The 18,131-nt window shown below is 73.8% G+C and carries 18 protein-coding genes; 3 read left to right on the top strand and 15 right to left on the bottom strand.

Annotation, left to right across the window (positions count from 1 at the left end):
* Nucleotides 1–2 precede the first annotated feature (2 nt).
* From AC0VX2_RS03580 to AC0VX2_RS03560, 5 genes are all read right to left on the bottom strand, one after another.
* Nucleotides 3–161 carry a hypothetical protein gene (locus AC0VX2_RS03580; protein ID WP_004167696.1) on the bottom strand — a complete coding sequence of 53 codons (159 nt, stop codon included), beginning with the start codon at nt 159–161 and terminating at the stop codon, nt 3–5.
* Entirely contained in the window at nt 161–820 is a 660-nt protein-coding gene (hisH, locus tag AC0VX2_RS03575) for an imidazole glycerol phosphate synthase subunit HisH (RefSeq protein WP_004167703.1), read from the bottom strand. Before hisH ends, AC0VX2_RS03580 begins: the two co-directional genes overlap by 1 nt.
* Nucleotides 820–1,401 carry an imidazoleglycerol-phosphate dehydratase HisB gene (hisB, locus tag AC0VX2_RS03570; protein WP_152743305.1) on the bottom strand — a complete coding sequence of 194 codons (582 nt, stop codon included), beginning with the start codon at nt 1,399–1,401 and terminating at the stop codon, nt 820–822. The genes hisH and hisB overlap by 1 nt, the downstream gene beginning before the upstream one ends.
* Nucleotides 1,402–1,582: 181 nt before the next feature.
* Nucleotides 1,583–2,704, bottom strand: coding sequence for a histidinol-phosphate transaminase (locus AC0VX2_RS03565; RefSeq protein WP_020628150.1), 1,122 nt, complete (start codon nt 2,702–2,704; stop codon nt 1,583–1,585).
* Between the two features lie 43 nt (nt 2,705–2,747).
* Nucleotides 2,748–3,122: a LysM peptidoglycan-binding domain-containing protein gene (locus AC0VX2_RS03560; protein WP_020628151.1), complete on the bottom strand. Its 375-nt coding sequence runs from the start codon at nt 3,120–3,122 to the stop codon at nt 2,748–2,750.
* A gap of 291 nt (nt 3,123–3,413) precedes the next feature.
* Here AC0VX2_RS03560 and lexA point away from each other — a divergent pair, with 291 nt between their 5' ends.
* A complete protein-coding gene (lexA, locus tag AC0VX2_RS03555) occupies nt 3,414–4,130 on the top strand; it encodes a transcriptional repressor LexA (RefSeq protein WP_020628152.1) in 717 nt (238 codons plus the stop codon).
* 43 nt (nt 4,131–4,173) lie between these two features.
* Here the strand turns inward: lexA and AC0VX2_RS03550 are convergent, their stop codons facing one another.
* Complete coding sequence (locus AC0VX2_RS03550) at nt 4,174–6,273, bottom strand: ATP-dependent DNA helicase (RefSeq protein WP_036314002.1); 2,100 nt, start codon at nt 6,271–6,273, stop codon at nt 4,174–4,176.
* Entirely contained in the window at nt 6,270–7,910 is a 1,641-nt protein-coding gene (hflX, locus tag AC0VX2_RS03545; protein ID WP_036314004.1) for a GTPase HflX, read from the bottom strand. Before hflX ends, AC0VX2_RS03550 begins: the two co-directional genes overlap by 4 nt.
* Before the next feature lie 444 nt (nt 7,911–8,354).
* Here hflX and AC0VX2_RS03540 point away from each other — a divergent pair, with 444 nt between their 5' ends.
* Both AC0VX2_RS03540 and AC0VX2_RS03535 read left to right on the top strand, forming a co-directional pair.
* Complete coding sequence (locus tag AC0VX2_RS03540; RefSeq protein WP_036315046.1) at nt 8,355–9,518, top strand: NAD(P)-binding domain-containing protein; 1,164 nt, start codon at nt 8,355–8,357, stop codon at nt 9,516–9,518.
* A gap of 25 nt (nt 9,519–9,543) precedes the next feature.
* Nucleotides 9,544–10,179 carry a class I SAM-dependent methyltransferase gene (locus AC0VX2_RS03535; protein ID WP_036315043.1) on the top strand — a complete coding sequence of 212 codons (636 nt, stop codon included), beginning with the start codon at nt 9,544–9,546 and terminating at the stop codon, nt 10,177–10,179.
* Between the two features lie 57 nt (nt 10,180–10,236).
* Here the strand turns inward: AC0VX2_RS03535 and dapF are convergent, their stop codons facing one another.
* The 8 genes from dapF to AC0VX2_RS03495 all read right to left on the bottom strand — a co-directional run bounded on the left by dapF (nt 10,237) and on the right by AC0VX2_RS03495 (nt 18,114).
* A complete protein-coding gene (dapF, locus tag AC0VX2_RS03530; RefSeq protein ID WP_095695526.1) occupies nt 10,237–11,190 on the bottom strand; it encodes a diaminopimelate epimerase in 954 nt (317 codons plus the stop codon).
* A 9-nt stretch (nt 11,191–11,199) separates the two neighbouring features.
* Nucleotides 11,200–12,138, bottom strand: coding sequence for a tRNA (adenosine(37)-N6)-dimethylallyltransferase MiaA (miaA, locus tag AC0VX2_RS03525; RefSeq protein ID WP_144819446.1), 939 nt, complete (start codon nt 12,136–12,138; stop codon nt 11,200–11,202).
* On the bottom strand, nt 12,138–13,685 hold the full coding sequence (miaB, locus tag AC0VX2_RS03520; protein ID WP_020628159.1) for a tRNA (N6-isopentenyl adenosine(37)-C2)-methylthiotransferase MiaB: 1,548 nt from the start codon (nt 13,683–13,685) through the stop codon (nt 12,138–12,140). Before miaB ends, miaA begins: the two co-directional genes overlap by 1 nt.
* 39 nt (nt 13,686–13,724) lie before the next feature.
* On the bottom strand, nt 13,725–14,732 hold the full coding sequence (locus AC0VX2_RS03515) for a regulatory protein RecX (RefSeq protein WP_102708366.1): 1,008 nt from the start codon (nt 14,730–14,732) through the stop codon (nt 13,725–13,727).
* Nucleotides 14,729–15,793 carry a recombinase RecA gene (gene recA, locus AC0VX2_RS03510; RefSeq protein ID WP_070708704.1) on the bottom strand — a complete coding sequence of 355 codons (1,065 nt, stop codon included), beginning with the start codon at nt 15,791–15,793 and terminating at the stop codon, nt 14,729–14,731. The genes AC0VX2_RS03515 and recA overlap by 4 nt, the downstream gene beginning before the upstream one ends.
* A 210-nt stretch (nt 15,794–16,003) precedes the next feature.
* A complete protein-coding gene (locus AC0VX2_RS03505; RefSeq protein WP_002856506.1) occupies nt 16,004–16,222 on the bottom strand; it encodes a DUF3046 domain-containing protein in 219 nt (72 codons plus the stop codon).
* Nucleotides 16,223–16,320: 98 nt separating this feature from the next.
* Complete coding sequence (locus tag AC0VX2_RS03500) at nt 16,321–16,722, bottom strand: helix-turn-helix domain-containing protein (protein WP_036315027.1); 402 nt, start codon at nt 16,720–16,722, stop codon at nt 16,321–16,323.
* Nucleotides 16,723–16,830: 108 nt separating this feature from the next.
* A complete protein-coding gene (locus tag AC0VX2_RS03495) occupies nt 16,831–18,114 on the bottom strand; it encodes a hypothetical protein (RefSeq protein WP_102708367.1) in 1,284 nt (427 codons plus the stop codon).
* Between the last annotated feature and the right edge of the window lie 17 nt (nt 18,115–18,131).

Here is an 18,131-nt window from a genome sequence, read left to right as displayed (position 1 = left end):
GGTCAGGCGCCGACGGTCAGGAAGGAGGCGGCGATGGCCATGCCGGCCAGCACGAGGACGATCACGATGGCCCACAGCGGCGCCTTCTGCGTGCGCATGGACCAGGCGGCGCCGAGCAGCAGCCCGCCGAGGGCGAGGTAGAGGACGGACCAGTAGGGCATCAGAGGGTCTCCAGCCAGTTGCGCAGCAGCTGCAGCCCGGCGTCCCCGGACTTCTCGGGGTGGAACTGCGTGGCCGACAGGGGGCCGTTCTCCACGGCGGCGATGAAGTCCGCGCCGTGGTGCGCCCAGGTGACCTGGGGCGGACGCATGGCGGAGATCGTCTGGTCGAACTCCCATTCGAGCACGCCGTAGGAGTGGACGAAGTAGAACCGCTCGTCCTCGATGCCCGCGAAGAGGGCGCTGCCCTCGGGCGGCCGGACGGTGTTCCAGCCCATGTGGGGCAGGACCTCGGCGGGCAGCTCGGCGACGACACCCGGCCACTCCCCCATGCCTGCGGTGCGCTCGCCGTGCTCGACGCCGGCGTCGAAGAGGATCTGGTGGCCCACGCAGATGCCGAGGACGGGTCGGCCCCCGGCCACGCGGCGGCCGATCCAGCGGGTGCCGCCGACCTCGGTCAGTGCCCGCATCACGGACGCGTACGCCCCGACGCCGGGCACGAGCAGCCCGTCGGCCTCCTGCACGGCCTGCGGATCGCGCGTGAGCTCGACCTCCGCGCCGGCCCGCTCCACGGCACGCAGCGCCGAGTGCACGTTGCCCGAGCCGTAGTCCAGGACGGCGACGCGCGGCCGCACGCCGGGGACGGTGGTGGGGCGGGCCATCAGAGGGCGCCCTTGGTGGAGGGCACGCCGGTCATGCGGGGGTCGTCCTCGACGGCGGCGCGCAGGGCGCGGGCGAAGGCCTTGAACTGCGCCTCGACGATGTGGTGCGGATCCCGGCCTCGCACGACGTCCATGTGGAGGCAGATCGCCGCGTGGTACGTGATCGACTCGAACACATGGCGGGTCATGGAACCGGTGAAGTGCCCGCCGATGAGGTGGTACTGCTGGCCCTCGGGCTCGCCCTCGTGCACGAGGTACGGCCGGCCGGAGACGTCGACGACGGCGCGCGCCAGCGCCTCGTCCAGCGGCACGGACGCCTCGCCGAAGCGGCGGATGCCGGACTTGTCCCCGAGCGCGGTCTTGAGCACCTCGCCCAGGGTGATGGCGACGTCCTCGACCGTGTGGTGCACGTCGATGTGCGTGTCCCCGGTGGCACGGACCGTCAGGTCGATCTGGGAGTGCCGGGACAGCGCGGTGAGCATGTGGTCGTAGAACGGCACGGTGGTGGAGATCTCAGCGCGGCCGGTGCCGTCCAGATCCATCTCGACGTACACGTCCGACTCGCTCGTGGTGCGCGTCATGCGCGCACGGCGTCCGGAGATCAACTCGGCTGCCACGGGTCCTCCTCGGGCTGGGTCCGCACCGGTCCGGGACGGGTGCGGGGGGATGCGGGTGCGCGCGGCCGGTGCCGGCGGGCCGGGGCGCCGCGCGCGCTGTCCCTATCCTAGGGAGCCGGGCGGACGCCGAGACTCCGGTGACGCCTCAGGACCGGTCCCCGGTCTCGCCGAGGACCTCCGCGAGAGCGGTGAGGAACGCCGTCGTCTCCGCCTCGGTGCCGGCGGTGACGCGCAGGTGGTGCGGGATGCCGACGTCCCGCACGAGGACGCCGCGGTCGAGCAGGCGGCGCCACACGTCGGACGCGTCCTCGAGGTGACCGAAGAAGACGAAGTTCGAGTCGGACACCGAGGGCCTCAGTCCCAGGCCGCGCAGGGTGGAGACGATGCGGTCGCGCTGGGCCTTGATGTCCTCCACGGTGCGCAGCAGCGCGTCCACGTGATCGAGGGCGGCCTCCGCCGTGGCCTGCGTGACCGCGGAGAGGTGGTACGGCAGGCGCACCAGGCGCAGGGCGTCGGCGACGGCGGGGTCCGCGGCCAGGTAGCCCAGGCGCGCGCCGGCCAGGGCGAACGCCTTGGACATGGTGCGCGTGACGATCAGCCGCTCACGGCCGGGCAGGAGGGTGAGGGCGGAGCGGGTGCCGGCGAGGGCGAACTCCGCGTAGGCCTCGTCCACGACGACCATGGCGCCGGGCCCGCCGGCGGCCTCGTTCTGCGCCTGCGCGGCGTACACGGCCTCGATGGTCGCCAGGTCCAGGGCGGTGCCCGTCGGGTTGTTGGGCGAGGCCAGGAAGACGACGTGCGGACGGTGCTCCCGCACCATGGCCGCCGCGTGCTCGGCGCTGAGGGTGTGGTCTTCGGCACGGCCGCCGTCCACGAACACGGTGTCCGTGCCGCCGGCCAGCAGCGGGTACATGGAGTACGAGGGCAGGAAGCTCAGCAGTGTCCGCCCGGGGCCGCCGAAGGCCTGGAGGATCTGCTGCAGGATCTCGTTGGAGCCGTTTCCGGCCCACACGTGGTCCGCCGTGAGGCCGTGGCCGAGGTAGCCGGCGAGCGCACGTCGCAGCCCCGTGAACTCGCGGTCCGGGTAGCGGTTCAGCCCCCCGGCGACGGCCGCGACCCGCTCGGCGATGGCGGTGGCGACCTCCTCCGGCACCGGATGCGTGTTCTCGTTGGTGTTGAGCATGTACGGCACGTCCAGCTGGGGGGCGCCGTAGGGGCTCAGGCCGCGGAGGTTCTCACGCAGGGGCAGAGAGCTGAGGTCGGTCATGGCCGCCAGTCTAGGAAGCGTGGAGGGCGAGGCCCGCCGTGCGTCACCGCGTGGCCGGGACGAACAGCTCCTCGCCCGGCGCGGGGGCCCGGCCCTCGAGCCCGTTGAGCTCGTCGATCGTGGCGATCACCTCGTAGACGTCCGCCTCCGGAGCCACCGTGGTGGCGATGGTCCACAGGCTGTCCCCGGGCATGACCGTGACGGACTGGGTGGCGGGCCCCGCGGTGTCCGCGGACACCGCGGCGGGCGACAGCAGCACACCCAGGAAGAAGGCGGCCGCCAGCGTGGCGGCCACGGCCGCGGCGATCACGGGGATCCCCCGCAGCACGAGGCGGCCGCGGCGGGTCAGACGGATGGTGGCCGGACGCGGCCGCGCCGTCGCGGGCGAGCCGGCGAACTGGGCGGTGGTGAGCGTCATGGTGTCCTCCTCCGGGGCGGATGCCCTCCAGGTGATCGAACATGTGTTCGAATCCGTTCGAATGCCTTTCTAGCACAGGTGTTCGAGACATGCCACGACGAGATCGAACATATCTTTGAAGGAGAGGCGGCTCTCCTCTAGGCTCGAGGCCATGCACGGACGCCCCGGAACGCCCCGGGACCGCCAAGACACAGGCAACCAGCGGGGGCGGACACGGTAAGCGTCCGGACGGCAGCCGGACGCCGGAACACGAGTCCGGCCACCATCACCCCGGGAGAACGGACGGCAGCCATGAGCACCACCGACGATCAGCCGGCGGCGCGCGCGCCGCTCACCGACCGCCAGCGGCGGATCGTGCAGACCATCCGGGACGCGATCGCCGACCACGGCTACCCGCCCTCCATGCGCGAGATCGGCGACGCCGCGGGCCTGGCCTCGCTCTCCTCCGTCACGCACCAGCTGGGCCGTCTCGAGCGGCACGGCTACATCCGGCGCGACCCCGGACGCCCGCGTGCCCTCGAGGTGCTGCTCGACGTGGACGGCACCCCGCTGGGCGAGGCCGCCTCCCCCACCGCTGCGCCGTCGTCGCGGGTCTCCGCGATCCCCGCGTGGCACACCGGCGCAGACGAGGCGGACAGCGTGCCGGTCCCCTGGGTCGGCCGCATCGCGGCGGGCGGCCCGGTCCTGGCTGAGCAGCAGGTCGAGGACGTCATGGCGATCCCGCGACGCCTCACGGGCGAGGGCGAGCTGTTCATGCTGCGCGTCACGGGCGACTCGATGGTGGACGCCGCGATCTGCGACGGCGACTGGGTGGTGGTGCGCCGGCAGGACACGGCGGAGAATGGCGACATCGTCGCGGCCCTCCTCGACGACGAGGCCACCGTGAAGACCTTCCGCCGCCGCGACGGGCACACCTGGCTCCTCCCCCAGAACACGGCCTACGAGCCCATCCTCGGCGATCACGCCACCGTGATGGGGCGGGTCGTCACGGTCCTGCGTTCGCTCTGACCCGCTCCCTCCGGCCGGGCCGACGGCCCGAGGCCGAGCGAGGTCAATCGCCCGAGGCGAGCCGTGCCAGCACCCCGCGGACGACGTCGCGGTCCGTGGTGCGCCAGAAGTCCGGCAGGGCGCTCGTGATGTAGCCGCCGTACCGCTCGGTGGCCAGGCGGGGGTCCAGCACGGCCACCACGCCGCGGTCCGTCACGGAGCGCACGAGGCGCCCGGCGCCCTGGGCCATGCGCACGGCCGCATGCGTGGCGGAGATCCGCATGAACCCGTTGCCGCCGTGCCGGGCGACGTCCCGGGTGCGGGCCTGGGAGAGCGGGTCGTCCGGCCGCGGGAACGGGATGCGGTCGATCACCACGAGCCGCAGCGAGTTCCCCGGCACGTCCACGCCCTGCCACAGGCTCATGGTCCCGAACAGGGACGTGTCCGGCTCCTCGGAGAACTGGCGCACGAGGGCGGAGAGGGTCGCGTCCCCCTGGCACAGGATCGTGGTCTTCGGCCCGAGCCGACGGCGCATCTCGGCGGCGGCGTCCTCGGCCGCCCGGCGCGAGGAGAACAGGCCGAGGGCCCCGCCCCGCGACGCCCTCAGGAGCGCCTCGAGCTCATCCAGGGACTCCGGCGAGGCCGTCCTGCCGGGCCGGGGCAGGTGCCGGGCCACGTAGAGCACCCCCTGACGCGGGTAGTCGAAGGGGCTGCCGACGTCGAGGGCCTCGAACTTCGGGGCGTCCGGACCGGCCAGGCCCACGTCGCCGGCCACCGAGTCGAACCGGCGCTCCCCCGAGCCCACGGTGAGCGTGGCGGAGGTGAGCACCGTCGTCGCCTTGCCGAACAGGCCCTCCCGCAGCTTGCCGGCCACCGAGAGCGGGGCCACGTAGAGCTGGGGCGGGTCGGTCTCGTCCCCCGGCTGCCAGCCCACGCCGGGCTCGAAGTGGCCGGGGCGGGTGGCCCACAGCACCTCGGGGAAGTCGGCCTCGGGCCGGGCGGCGAGCATGCGCTCCACCACCTCGAGGACCTCGAGGATCCGCGAGCGCGCCATCTGCCGTCCGCCGTCGGCGTCGGCCTCCTTGTCCTTGTCCTGGCCGAGGTCGGACAGGCACTGGCGCGCGGCCGTGAGGACGCCGGTGAGGGCCTGCTCCTGCACCTCGTCCGGGCCGGCGGCGATCAGGCCGGACGGGGTGTCCGTGAACGCGCGGTCCAGGGCCGCCCCGGCTTCGATCAGGTCCTCCACGGCCACGGTGGTGTGACGGCGCAGCGAGGTGGCGGCGCCGTGCACGATCGACCCAGACAGCTGCCCGGTGACCGCACCGGTCACCCGGTCCTGCAGCTCGTGGGCCTCGTCCACGACGACGGCCGAGTACGCCGGCAGCACCGCGAGCCCCTCGAAGGCGCTGATGGCGAGCATCGCGTGGTTGGTGACCACGACGTCCGCGTCCGCCGCGTCCGCGCGGGCCCGCTCGGAGAAGCACTCCTCGGCCTGGGGGCAGCGGGACGCGCCGAGGCAGTCGACTGCGGAGACGGAGACCTGCCGCCACGCGCGGTCGGTGACGGGGACCTCGAGGTCGTCGCGGTCACCGGTCTCGGTCTGGTCCGCCCACGCCCGCAGGTACATCACCTCCTTGCCCAACAGGGAGGAGGGCCCGGCGGCGCCGTCCGTGGCGGAGCCGATCATCCCGCCGTCGTCGGCGACCGTGAAGAGGGCCTCCTCGCCCTCGTCCCCGGGGTAGCCGCCGTCCACCTTGTGCCGGCACAGGTAGTTGGAGCGGCCCTTGACCAGGGCGACGACGGGCTCGCGAGGCAGCTCGTCCTTGAGCGCCTCGACCAGCCGGGGGGCGTCCCGCTTCATGATCTGGGCCTGCAGCGCGAGCGTGGCCGTGGCGACGACGACGGGGTCCTCCTGCGTCATCGCGTGCTGGATCGCGGGGATCAGGTAGGCCAGGGACTTGCCGGTGCCGGTGCCGGCCTGCACGAGCAGGTGGCGGCGCGACTCGAGGGCGCGCGCCACCTGCAGCACCATCTCCCGCTGTCCCGCGCGGTGCTGGCCGCCGGTGGCCTGGACCGCGGCATCCAGCAGGCGCAGCGCCTCGCGCTCGTGCTCCGTGCGCGGCTGCGCGCCGCCCGCCCCGGCCTCCTGCTCCTCCTCGCTCACGACGCGTCCGCCTCCACGACGAACTCGGCGAAGTCCGGCGCGATGTCCTCACGGACCAGCACGGACAGGCGGGTGCCGCCCTCCTCGTAACCCTCGGCCAGGATCTCCGCGTCCGCCGAGTGGAGGCGGGAGACCAGCTCACCCCGGGTGAACGGGATCAGCAGTTCGAGCCGCACGTCCGGCCGCGGGATGGTGGCCGCGATGGCGCGCTCGAGCTCGTCGATGCCCTCGCCGGTGCGCGCGGAGACCACCACGGCGTGGGGCTCCTTGGACCGGATCCGGGCGACGACGGCCGGGTCCGCGGCGTCCGCCTTGTTCAGCACGATGATCTCGGGGATCCGGTGCGCGTCCACCTCCGCGAACACGGAGCGCACCGCGGCGATCTGGCCCTCGGGATCCGGGTGCGAGCCGTCCACGACGTGCAGGATGACGTCCGCGTCCGCGACCTCCTCGAGGGTGGAGCGGAACGCCTCGACCAGCTGCGTGGGCAGGTTCCGCACGAAGCCGACCGTGTCCGAGAGGGTGTAGCCGATGCCGTCCGGCGTCATGGCCTTGCGCACGGTGGGGTCCAGCGTGGCGAACAGGGCGTTCTCCACGAGCACCCCGGCGTGGGTGAGGCGGTTGAGCAGGGACGACTTCCCGGCGTTGGTGTACCCGGCGATCGCCACGGACGGCACCCGGTTGCGACGACGGTTGGCGCGCTTGGCCTCCCGGGCCGGCTTCATCCCGGCGATGTCCCGGCGCAGCTTCGCCATGCGGGTGCGGATGCGGCGGCGGTCCAGCTCGATCTTGGTCTCACCGGGTCCACGGGAGCCGATGCCCTCGCCGGCGGCGGCACGGCCGCCGGCCTGCCGGGACATGGACTCGCCCCAGCCGCGCAGGCGCGGCAGCAGGTACTCGAGCTGCGCGAGCTCGACCTGGGCGCGGCCCTCACGCGAGCTCGCGTGCTGGGCGAAGATGTCCAGGATCAGCGCGGTCCGGTCGATCACCTTCACCCGCACCACGTCCTCCAGCGCGCGACGCTGAGACGGGGCGAGCTCGGAGTCCACCACCACGGTGTCCGCACCGGAGAGCGCCACGATCTCGGCGAGCTCCTGCGCCTTGCCCTTGCCGAGGAACGTGGCCGGGTCCGGGGTGGCGCGGCGCTGGATGACGCCGTCGAGCACCTCCGAGCCCGCGGTCTCGGCGAGCGCGGCGAGCTCCCGCAGGGAGTTCTCCGCATCCTCCGCGGAGCCCTCGGTCCAGACGCCCGCCAGCACCACGCGCTCCAGGCGCAGCTGGCGGTACTCGACCTCGGTCATGTCCTCGAGCTCGGTGGACAGACCCTGCACGCGCTTGAGGGAGTGGCGCGCGGCGAGCTCGTCCTGGTCACCGTCGGCGTCCGTGTGCCCGTCCTCGCCCTCGTCCAGGGCGAGTGCACGGCCCGCGAGCGCGCCGGAGCGGTCCGGGGTGCCGGCGTCGGGGGCGTCCTCGTGGTCCGCGACCACACTGTCCGCGGAGCCGCGCCCGGTCGCCTCGCGCTCGGAGGCGCGGCGAGCGTCATCGGCGGCCAGGATGCGGTCGATCACGGCCTGGATCTCGTCCTCGGAGCCGTGGGCGCCCTGGGGGCCGGGGGTGTGCTGGTTCTTCTCAGTCATGGTCTCCTCTGGGCCGCCGCGGTCGGGCGACCCGATCGTCTCAGGGTAGAGGGGTCGGCGGACGCGTTAGGCGGCTGTCCGCAGGGGGCGGACGTGGCGGGTGACGCGCACGGCCGGTTAGGCGGAGGTCGGCGCCGCGCTGCGACGATCTCGCGGCGGCTCCGTCGGCATGGGGAAGGTGAGCACGCGGCACCGCAGCCACGAGGTCTCGTCGGCGGGCGTGCAGGGACGGACCACATCGTTCATGGTGGGATCTCCATCAGGTGCCGGGGCGCGCTCGACGGCCTCATCCGAGGCGGGCGCGCGAGGGGGCGGGGGCGGGCAGTGACGCGGGGGCGTCAGCGCAGGAAGATCCACATGGGCGTCGAGTGTACCGGGCGGCGCGTGTGGGCGACAGGGGCCCCGGCGCCCGGTCCGCTGACGACGCGCACGTATCCTGCGGGCATGACCGCGTCCCCCTCCCCCGCCCCGCCGCGGCCCGGCCGGACGGGCCGGGCGACCGTCGTCGTGATCGGCGCGGGCCAGGCGGGGCTGTCCGCCGCCTACCACCTGCGCCGCCGCGGTTTCGTGGGGCTGGGTCCGAACGACGACGGCGCCGCCGGCGTCCCCGACGACGCCCCCGGCACGTTCGTGGTGCTCGACGCGGAGACCGCCCCGGGCGGCGCGTGGCAGCACCGCTGGGACTCGCTCACGATGGCCACCGTCAACCACATCCACGAGCTGCCCGGCGACCCGGTGCCGCCGGCCGACCCGGCCGCGCACGCCAACACCCTGCTGCCGGCCTACTTCGCCGATTACGAGGCACGGTTCGCCCTGCCGATCCGGCGGCCCGTGCGTGTGAGGCGCGTCGAGCGGATCGGCGAGCCGGGACGTGCGCGCGGGTTCTTCGTCCGCACGGACGGGGCGCCGGGCACGTGGCGGGCGGACTTCGTGGTCAACGCGACCGGCACCTGGACGTCCCCACGGTGGCCCTCGGTGCCCGGGATGCGCTCGTTCCGCGGCCGGCAGCTGCACACCCGTGACTACGTGTCCAAGGACGAGTTCGCCGGGCAGCGGGTGGTGATCGTGGGCATGGGCGTCTCGGCGACGCAGCTGCTGGCCGAGATCTCCACGGTCGCGGACACCCTGTGGGTGACCCGCCGCGAGCCGCAGTGGCAGGACTCGGCCGCGCCCGGCGCCCTGGCCGAGTCGGTGCGCGGGGTGGACGAACGGACCCGTGCGGGCCTGCCGCCGGGCTCCGTGGTCGGGGCGACCGGGATGCACCGCTCGTCCTGGGTACGCGAGGCCGAGACGCGAGGCGTGCTGGTGCGCCACCCCATGTTCATGGCCGTCGAGCCGGACGGGGTGCGGATGCCCGACGGCTCGTTCGAACCGGCGGACGTGATCCTCTGGGCCACCGGCTTCCGGCCGGCGATCCGGCACCTCGCTCCGCTGCGGCTGCGCACGCCCGCCGGCGGCATCCGCGTGGCGGGCGGGCGCGCCCTGGACGAGCCGCGCCTGTTCCTCCTCGGCTACGGGCCCTCCCAGTCCACGGTCGGGGCCAACCGCGCCGGGCGCGACGCCGTGCGCGCGATCCTCGCGGACCTGGCCGGGCCGGCGTCGGGCTGAGGGCCGCGACGACCTGCTGGCTACCATGGTCGCCGTGAGCTCCGCATCCCACTACTTCGACGCCGACCCCTCCGCGCCCGAGCGGCGCCGCACCCTGCGGACCCGCCTGGCCGGCCGCGACGTCGAGGTCCAGACGGCCAACGGGATCTTCTCCCCGGACGGTCTGGACAAGGGCACCGCGGCCCTGTTCTCGGCCGTGCCCGCGCCGCCGGCGACGGGCCGGTTCCTCGACGTCGGCGCGGGCTGGGGACCGATCGCCCTCACGCTGGCGCTGCGGTCGCCCGAGGCGGAGGTGACCGCCGTCGAGGTCAACGACCGCTCCCTGCAGCTGACCCGCGACAACGCCGCGGCACTGGGCCTCGACAACGTCGTGGCACTGCGGCCGGAGGACGTCCCCGAGGACGCGGAGTTCGACCTCATCTGGTCCAACCCGCCCATCCGGATCGGCAAGCCGGCACTGCACGCCCTGCTGGAGCGGTGGCTGCCACGCCTGGCCCCCGGCGGCGAGGCCTGGCTGGTGGTGCAGAAGAACCTCGGGGCGGACTCGCTGCTGCCGTGGATCGGCCGGATGCTCGAGGAGCGCGCGCCCGGCCGGTTCACCGCGGAGCGGGCGGACAGCGTCAAGGGCTTCCGGATCCTGCGGGTGGTGCGGGCGCGCTGAGGCGCCGTTTCCCGAACGACAGCGGTTCGTGGCCCGCCGTTTCCCGAACGACAGCGGTCAGGCGGTGAGTTCGCCGTCGAAGACCAGCTCGGCCGGGCCGGAGAGGACCACGTGCTCGGTCCCCTCCGGACCCGGCACGACATCCACGGCCAGCACGCCACCGGGCACCTCGACGAGCCACGAGTCCGAGCCCTGGTCGCCCGACCACGCGCGCATCGCCACAGCCGCCGCGCACGCGCCCGTCCCACAGGACTGGGTCTCGCCCACCCCGCGCTCGTGCACGCGCATCCGCACGCGCCCGACGCCCTCGCGCACGAGCGGCTCGTGCGCGGCCACGAACTCGACGTTCGTGCCGTGCGGCGGGGCGGGGTCCACCTCGGGGGCGCGGCCCAGGTCCAGGCCCTGCAGGTCGGCGAAGGAGGCCAGCGGGACCACGGTGTGGGGGTTGCCCATCGAGATGCTCAGCGCCGGACGCGGATCGGTGAGGCCGTGGGCGAGGACCATCGAGTCCGACGCCGCCTCCTCCGCCAGCTCGGGGTCGAGGTACGACCAGGGGCCCATGTCGATCGCGTAGCCGTGCTCGAGCCGGGTCACGGCCTTCACACCGGCGCGCGTGCCGATGGTGATCGCCCGGCCGGGGGCCAGGTCCACGAGGCCCTTCTCGACCAGGAAGTGCACGAAGACGCGCACCCCGTTGCCGCACATCTCGGCGATCGAGCCGTCGCCGTTGCGGTAGTCCATGAACCACTCGGCCTCGGGGTGCTCGGCGAGCAGCGCCTCACCCTCCGGCAGACGCGCGGACCGCACGGCGCGGATGACGCCGTCGGCGCCGATCCCCCGGTGCCGGTCAGCCAGCCGTGCGACGCGCTGGGCGTCGAGCTGCGTGTTGCCGTCCGGGTCGGCGATCAGCACGAAGTCGTTGCCCGTGCCATGGCCCTTCGTGAACGGCACGCGTGGCGCGCTCGCGTGGAGGGGGTCCTGGGCGGCGGGCGCCGCGGGCTGCTCGGTCATGGGCCCAGTCTAGGTGGCGTCCCCGGCGACGACGGCGAGCGCCTCCGCCACGATGTCCTCGCCCTGCGCGTCGAGCCAGACGACGCGTGGGTCGGCCCGGAACCAGGTCTCCTGGCGTCGGGCGAACCGGCGCGTGGCCACGACGGTCTGCTCGGCCGCCTCCGCCTCGGTGAGCTCGCCGTCGAGGACGGCGAGCATCTGGGCGTAGCCGATCGCGCGGGACGCGGTCGGCCCCTGCCGCAGCCCCTCCGACCCGGGGACGTCGAGGCGGCGGACCTCGTCCAGCAGGCCCCCGGCCAGCATGCGCTCCACCCGGGCCGCGATCCGCTGGTGCAGCTCGGCCCGGTCCAGGCGCAGGCCGAGCTGCACCACGGGGGCGACCTCCGGGGCGTACGTGCGCTCCGGCATGAACGCGGAGAACGGACGGCCCGTCAGCCGGCACACCTCCAGCGCGCGCACGATGCGGCGGGCGTCCTGCAGCCGCTCCGCCGAGACCGGGTCCAGGGCGGCCAGCTCGGCCCTCAGCCCGGCCAGGCCCTCCCGCTGCGCGCGCGCCTCCAGCTCGGTCCGCAGCGCCGGGTCCGTGGGCGGGAAGTCGAGCACGTCCAGCGCCGCCCGCACGTACAGCCCGGAGCCGCCCACGAGGATCGGGGTCCGACCCCGCGCGCGGATCTGGTCGAACAGGTCGCGGGCCGCGGACTGGAAGGCCGCCACCGAGGCCTCCTGGCCGACGTCGAGCACGTCCAGCAGATGGTGCGGGACGCCCTCGCGTTCAGCCGGGGTGACCTTCGCCGTGCCCACGTCCATCCCCCGGTAGAACTGCAGGGCGTCCCCGTTGACCACCTCGCCGTCCAGCGCGTGCGCCAGGGCGACGGCGAGGGCGGACTTGCCCGTCGCCGTCGCCCCGACGACGGCGACGACGGGCGGCCGGGCCGCGGCGGCGGGCATCAGGACCGCGGGCGCAGGGTCGGCATGCCGAGGCTCGTGGCACCGGAGCCGCCCGCCGTGCCGGGGGCCGGCGCGCCGCACGATTCGGCCTGGGCGCGGTCCCACGCATCGCCGGCGCGGGAGCGGCGCAGGACGTAGTCCTGTGCGGTCGGGTCGGCGACGGCGAAGAACGGGTGGGCCTCGGTGACCGTCACGGTGACGAAGTCGCCGGGGCGGGGGGTCTCGGCGCCGGCGGGCACGGAGAAGTGCACGAGCCGGTTGTCGGGTGCGCGCCCGGACAGGCGGCCGCGCTCGGCGGCCTTGGAGCCGGAGTCGGCGGTGACGAGCAGCTCCTGGCGGGTGCCGACGAGCGTGGCCATCTCCTCGGCCGAGATCCGGTCCTGCAGGGCCACGAGGCGCTCGAAGCGCTCCTGGACGACGGCCTTGGGCACCTGGTGGTCCATCTCCCCGGCGGGGGTCCCGGGGCGGATGGAGTACTGGAAGGTGAACGCGGAGGAGAAGCGGGAGGCCTCGACCACGCGCATCGTCTCGGCGAAGTCCTCCTCGGTCTCCCCGGGGAAGCCGACGATGATGTCCGTGGTGATGGCGGCGTGCGGGATGCGCTCGCGCACCTTCTCCAGGATCCGCAGGAACTTCGCGGACCGGTAGGAGCGGCGCATGTCCTTGAGCACCTTGTCCGAGCCCGACTGCAGGGGCATGTGCAGCTGCGGCATGACGTTGGGGGTCTCGGCCATCGCGTCGATGACGTCGTCCGTGAACGCGGCCGGGTGGGGGCTGGTGAAGCGGACGCGTTCGAGTCCCTCGATCTCCCCGCACGCGCGCAGCAGCTTGGCGAACGCGCCGCGGTCGCCGAACTCGACGCCGTAGGTGTTCACGTTCTGGCCCAGCAGCGTGACCTCGACGGCGCCGGCATCGACGAGCGCCTGCACCTCGGCGAGGATCTCCCCGGGGCGGCGGTCCTTCTCCTTGCCGCGCAGCGACGGGACGATGCAGAACGTGCACGTGTTGTTGCAGCCCACGGAGATGGACACCCAGCCGGAGTGCGTGGAGTCCCGCTTGGTGGGCAGGGTGGAGGGGAACACCTCGAGCGACTCGAGGATCTCGATCTCGGCCTCGGCGTTGTGGCGGGAGCGCTCCAGCAGCACGGGCAGGGAGCCGATGTTGTGGGTGCCGAAGACGACGTCCACCCACGGGGCCCTGCGCTGGATGGCGGCCTGGTCCTTCTGGGCGAGGCACCCGCCGACGGCGATCTGCATGCCCGGGTGCGCGTCCTTCACCGCACGCAGGTTGCCGAGGTTGCCGTACAGGCGGTTGTCCGCGTTCTCGCGGACCGCGCACGTGTTGAAGACCACGAGGTCGGCCTGGGCGTCCTCGGCGACCGGGGCGTAGCCGGTGGACTCGAGCAGGCCGGAGATGCGCTCGGAGTCGTGCACGTTCATCTGGCAGCCGAAGGTGCGGACCTCATAGGTCAGGCCCTCGTGCGGGCGCGCGGCGGCGCCGTCCTGCGCGAGCGGGGTGGTGCGGGGGGTGGGGTCCGTCAGAGTCACCGCACCATTCTAGGAACTCCGGGCGCGGCCCGGGTCCGCTCACTCCTCGTGCTCGGCGAGGACCTCCTTCACGACGGCGAACGCGAGGCCGCCGCCGTAGCCCTTGCGTCCCAGCATGCCGACGAGGCGGCGGGTCACCTTGTCCCGCTCGGCCCGGGCCTCCGGCGAGGCACCGCCGGGGACGGTGCGGCCCCGCAGCCGTCGGCGCACGAGGTCGAGGGCGGCGGCCCGTTCGTCCTCGCCGTCGATGGCCTCGAGCGCCTCGGCGGCGATCTCCCGGTCCACGCCCTTCTGCTGGAGCTCGTGCCCGAGGGCACGGCGCGCCAGGCCCTTGCTTCGGTGACGGCTGCGGACCCAGACCTCGGCGAAGGCGGCGTCGTCCACGAGGCGCACCTCCTCGAAGCGGTCGAGGACGCGCTCGATCAGCTCGGGCTCGGCCTGGCGCTCGGCGAGCTTGCGTTCGAGCTGGCCGCGGGAGCGGGGGCCCAGGGCGAGCTGGCGCAGGACGACCTCGCGTGCGGCCTCCTCGCGCTCACGCGGTGCGGTGGGCAGGGGCGCCGGGCCGGGGCGACGTCGGGGGCGGTCGGTCTCGACGGCGGGGCGGGGATCCACGGCCGGGCGTCCCTCGTCGCGAGGACGGCCACGCCGCGGGGGCGTGGTGGCCCGCTTCCGGCCCCGGCGCTCGATGTCCGCCCGGGTGTCCTCGCGCCCGGACCAGGGCAGCGCACGGGGCCCGGCGCCGGGCGCGGGACTGGGCAGGTCGCTCGCGCGAGTCAGCAGGGCCCCGAGATCCGGTGCCGCGCCGGGGGCGGGGTCCGGGACGTCCCCCGCGGGGGTTCCGGCGTCGCGCGCGGGCACGGCGTCCCGCGCGGCGTCCGCGTCGGACGACGTCGGCTCCGGTGCGCCGGCCAGGTCGAGCCACATCCGGCCCACGTCCGAGTCCCGGGCGTCGTCGAACGCGGACGCACCGGAGGCGGAGCCGCTCCGGCCGGTCGTCTCCGACCGGTGGGCGGCCCCGCCTCCGACGTTCCTGCGCGATCGGGTCATCCGGCCGCGGTGTCCCCCGGAACCGCGGTCAGGGCCGGGGCCTCGTCGTCCTCGGCCTCCGGGGCCACGCCGATGCCGAGCTTCGTGAGGATGCGCTCCTCGATCTCGTTGGCGAGGTCCGGGTTGTCCCGGAGGAAGCGACGGGCGTTCTCCTTGCCCTGCCCGAGCTGGTCCCCGTCATAGGTGAACCACGCGCCGGACTTCTTGACGATGCCCTCCTCGACACCCATGTCGATCAGGCCGCCCTCGCGGGAGATGCCGACCCCGTAGAGGATGTCGAACTCGGCCTGCTTGAAGGGCGGGGCCATCTTGTTCTTGACGATCTTCACGCGGGTGCGGTTGCCGACGGGGTTGCCGGCCTCCTTGAGGGTCTCGATGCGGCGGACGTCGATGCGCACGGACGCATAGAACTTGAGCGCCTTGCCGCCCGTGGTGGTCTCCGGGGAGCCGAAGAACACGCCGATCTTCTCGCGCAGCTGGTTGATGAAGATGGCCGTGGTCTTGGTCTGGTGCAGGCGGCCGGTCACCTTGCGCAGCGCCTGGGACATGAGGCGGGCCTGCAGGCCGACGTGGGAGTCGCCCATCTCGCCCTCGATCTCGGCGCGCGGGGTCAGCGCGGCCACGGAGTCGATGACGACGATGTCCAGGGTGCCCGAGGAGACGAGCATGTCCATGATCTCCAGGGCCTGCTCGCCGGTGTCCGGCTGGCTGACCAGCAGGGCGTCCGTGTCCACCCCGAGCTGGCGGGCGTAGACCGGGTCCAGGGCGTGCTCCGCGTCGATGAAGGCCGCGATGCCGCCGTTGCGCTGCGCGTTGGCCACCGCGTGCAGGGCCAGGGTGGTCTTGCCCGAGGACTCCGGGCCGTAGATCTCCACCACGCGGCCGCGCGGCAGGCCGCCGATGCCCAGGGCCACGTCCATGGCCACCGAGCCCGTGGGGATGACCTCGACGGGTGCCTGGGTCTGGTCCCCCAGCCGCATGACGGAACCCTTGCCGAACTGCTTGTCGATCTGGGCGAGAGCGGCCTCGAGGGCCTTCTCGCGATCCGTCACCTTGCTCATCCTTCACCCCTAGCTCTGGTGGTGCTGCCGCGGACGCTGGAGCGCCCGCCTCGGTCATGTCCGTGAATCTACGGGGGGCGGCGGACACGATAAGCGTGGCCGGCCCCGCCTGTGCACGAGATCACCCCGTCGCACTGCTGTGCAGGACTCTACCGCATTCTTCGAACACGTGTTCGAACAGGGGCAGTGCCCCGCCAGCGCGTCGCGGCGTCAGCGTTTCGGCGGCACGTCCCGACCGAGACGCCGCTCCTGGGGGATCTCATGCAGGTCGCAGACCGCCAGCCAGACCCGCCGCGGGTCCACGCCGGCGGCGAGCGCCGCCGTCGCGGTGGTGTCCAGGCCGGGCAGGTGCAGGGAGTCGGCCACGAGGCCGGCCCGGGCGGGGCCGAACTCCTCGTCCATCAGCCGGCGGAACTCGCTCTCGCGCACGGGCGGTCCTCTCTGTGGTCGGTCGCGGGGTCAGGGACGGGGACGCAGACGGCGCGGGCGCCCCGAGACGGGGCGCCCGCGCCGTGGGTGTGGCGGGGTCAGCGGCCGGCCAGCGAGCCCAGGCTGGGGTCCGTGAGGTCGTCCGGCAGGGTGTCCGGGACGACCATGCCCTCCTGCTCCACGAGCCGGTCCGAGACCTCCCGCAGCAGGTAGGACAGCGGGATGTCCAGCGCCTGGCAGATCGAGGCCAGCAGCTCGGAGGAGGCCTCCTTCTGGCCGCGCTCCACCTCCGACAGGTAGCCGAGCGAGACACGGGCGTCGTGCGAGACCTCGCGCAGGGTGCGGCCCTGGAGCTGCCGGACGTCGCGCAGGACGTCGCCGATCTCGTGGCGGAGGAGGGGCATGCTGCGCTCCTTGATGTCGGGGGCGGCCGCGCGGGGACGGGGCTGGTCATCGACCCAGCGCGTGATTCCGTGGGAATGGACGGGATGTCGCATCATGTCTATCGCCTGCTCCTGGACTTTTCCTGAAGGGCGCCGGGCCGCGGGCCTGATCCCGCCGGGGCACTCTTCTTGACTCGTTACATTCAACGTCGGGCGGGGTCGCGTTCATTCCCGAGACATGGTCTCCTCCGCCGTCGGGCCCTCGGCGGCCCCGTCGCCCTCGTGCCGCTCCGAGCGCCGATGTCGTTCCCGCAGGGAGTACGTGGCGTTCCGGATGCGGTCGGAGTCGTCCAGGCTCGAGCCGACGGCCCCGGCCATCGTGCCCATCGACGCCGCGAGCCACACGAGCCGCACGTAGTCGCGCACGCCGCCGGGCTGGTCGAGCTCCTCCTCCAGATACTCCACGGGGATGATCATGAGCGCGACCAGCAGCAGCGTGACGAAGAGCAGCACGTAGACGACGGTGCAGGCCAGACCGACGGTGAGCACGGTGGAGAGGTTGTCCAGCCGCGAGCTGTGCCGGTGGGTCGCACCGTGCGTCCACAGGCCGTTCGTGGTGACCAGCCACGCCACCAGCAGCACCACGGACAGCACGCTGACCGCCGCGAGCCGCACCGGGGACATCACGCTGGAGAGCACCCAGATGGAGCCGAAGAACACGCCGTAGGCACCGGCCGCGCTGGCCGAGGCGATCGTGAACGTCATGTCCCGCGGCATGAGCAGCGGCCGGTTGGCCATCACCATCCCGGCCAGCAGACGCAGCGTGCCCGTCCAGCCCTTCACGTACACCGTGGACGTGCGCCGGGACCCGCCGCCCATCCGGGTGGTCGTGGTCACGTCCGCGTCGACGTCGACCAGGGGGGCGATGCCCCGCAGTGCGGCCGTGTCGGGCTCGGGGGGCTCGTCCGTCGGGGACGGGCCGTCGTCCTCCTCCACCTCGCCGGACTCGTCGGAGGACTGCACGTCCAGCTCCCCGTCCGGCGGGTCCACGTGGGGGGCGGTGTCGATGTGCTCGACGATCCGCAGCACCGTCTCCCGCAGCCGGCGGGCCGGGGTGATGACCCCCAGCGCCGGGACGCACACGACGCCGACCCGCAGCTGCGGCACGACGTCCGCCACCACGCCGCGCCGGTCGTCGAACCGGGGCAGGTCGACGACGGCGACCACCGTGTCCCATCCCTGCCCGTCTGCGAGGGAGCGGACCGGCTCCTCCAGGACCATGCCCCCGGTCGCACCGACCGGCAGCGACTCCTGCCGCGTCTCGACCCGCCAGCCGCCGGGCTGCGGCAGGCGTTCGTCGAGCCGGTCCTCGACGTCCCCGGCGATGCGGCGCACGAGAGCCCACGGGGTGCCCGGGTCGGCCACGAGGCCGATGACGCGGGGGCCCGGGGCGTCGTCGCCGTCCTGCGGTGCATGCTCGGGCGGGGTGGGAGGCGATGCGGTCTCCATCGCGCCGAACCTACGCG

Source organism: Micrococcus sp. iso_239, assembly GCF_056173395.1.
This window is presented reverse-complemented; position numbering and strand designations above follow the sequence as displayed.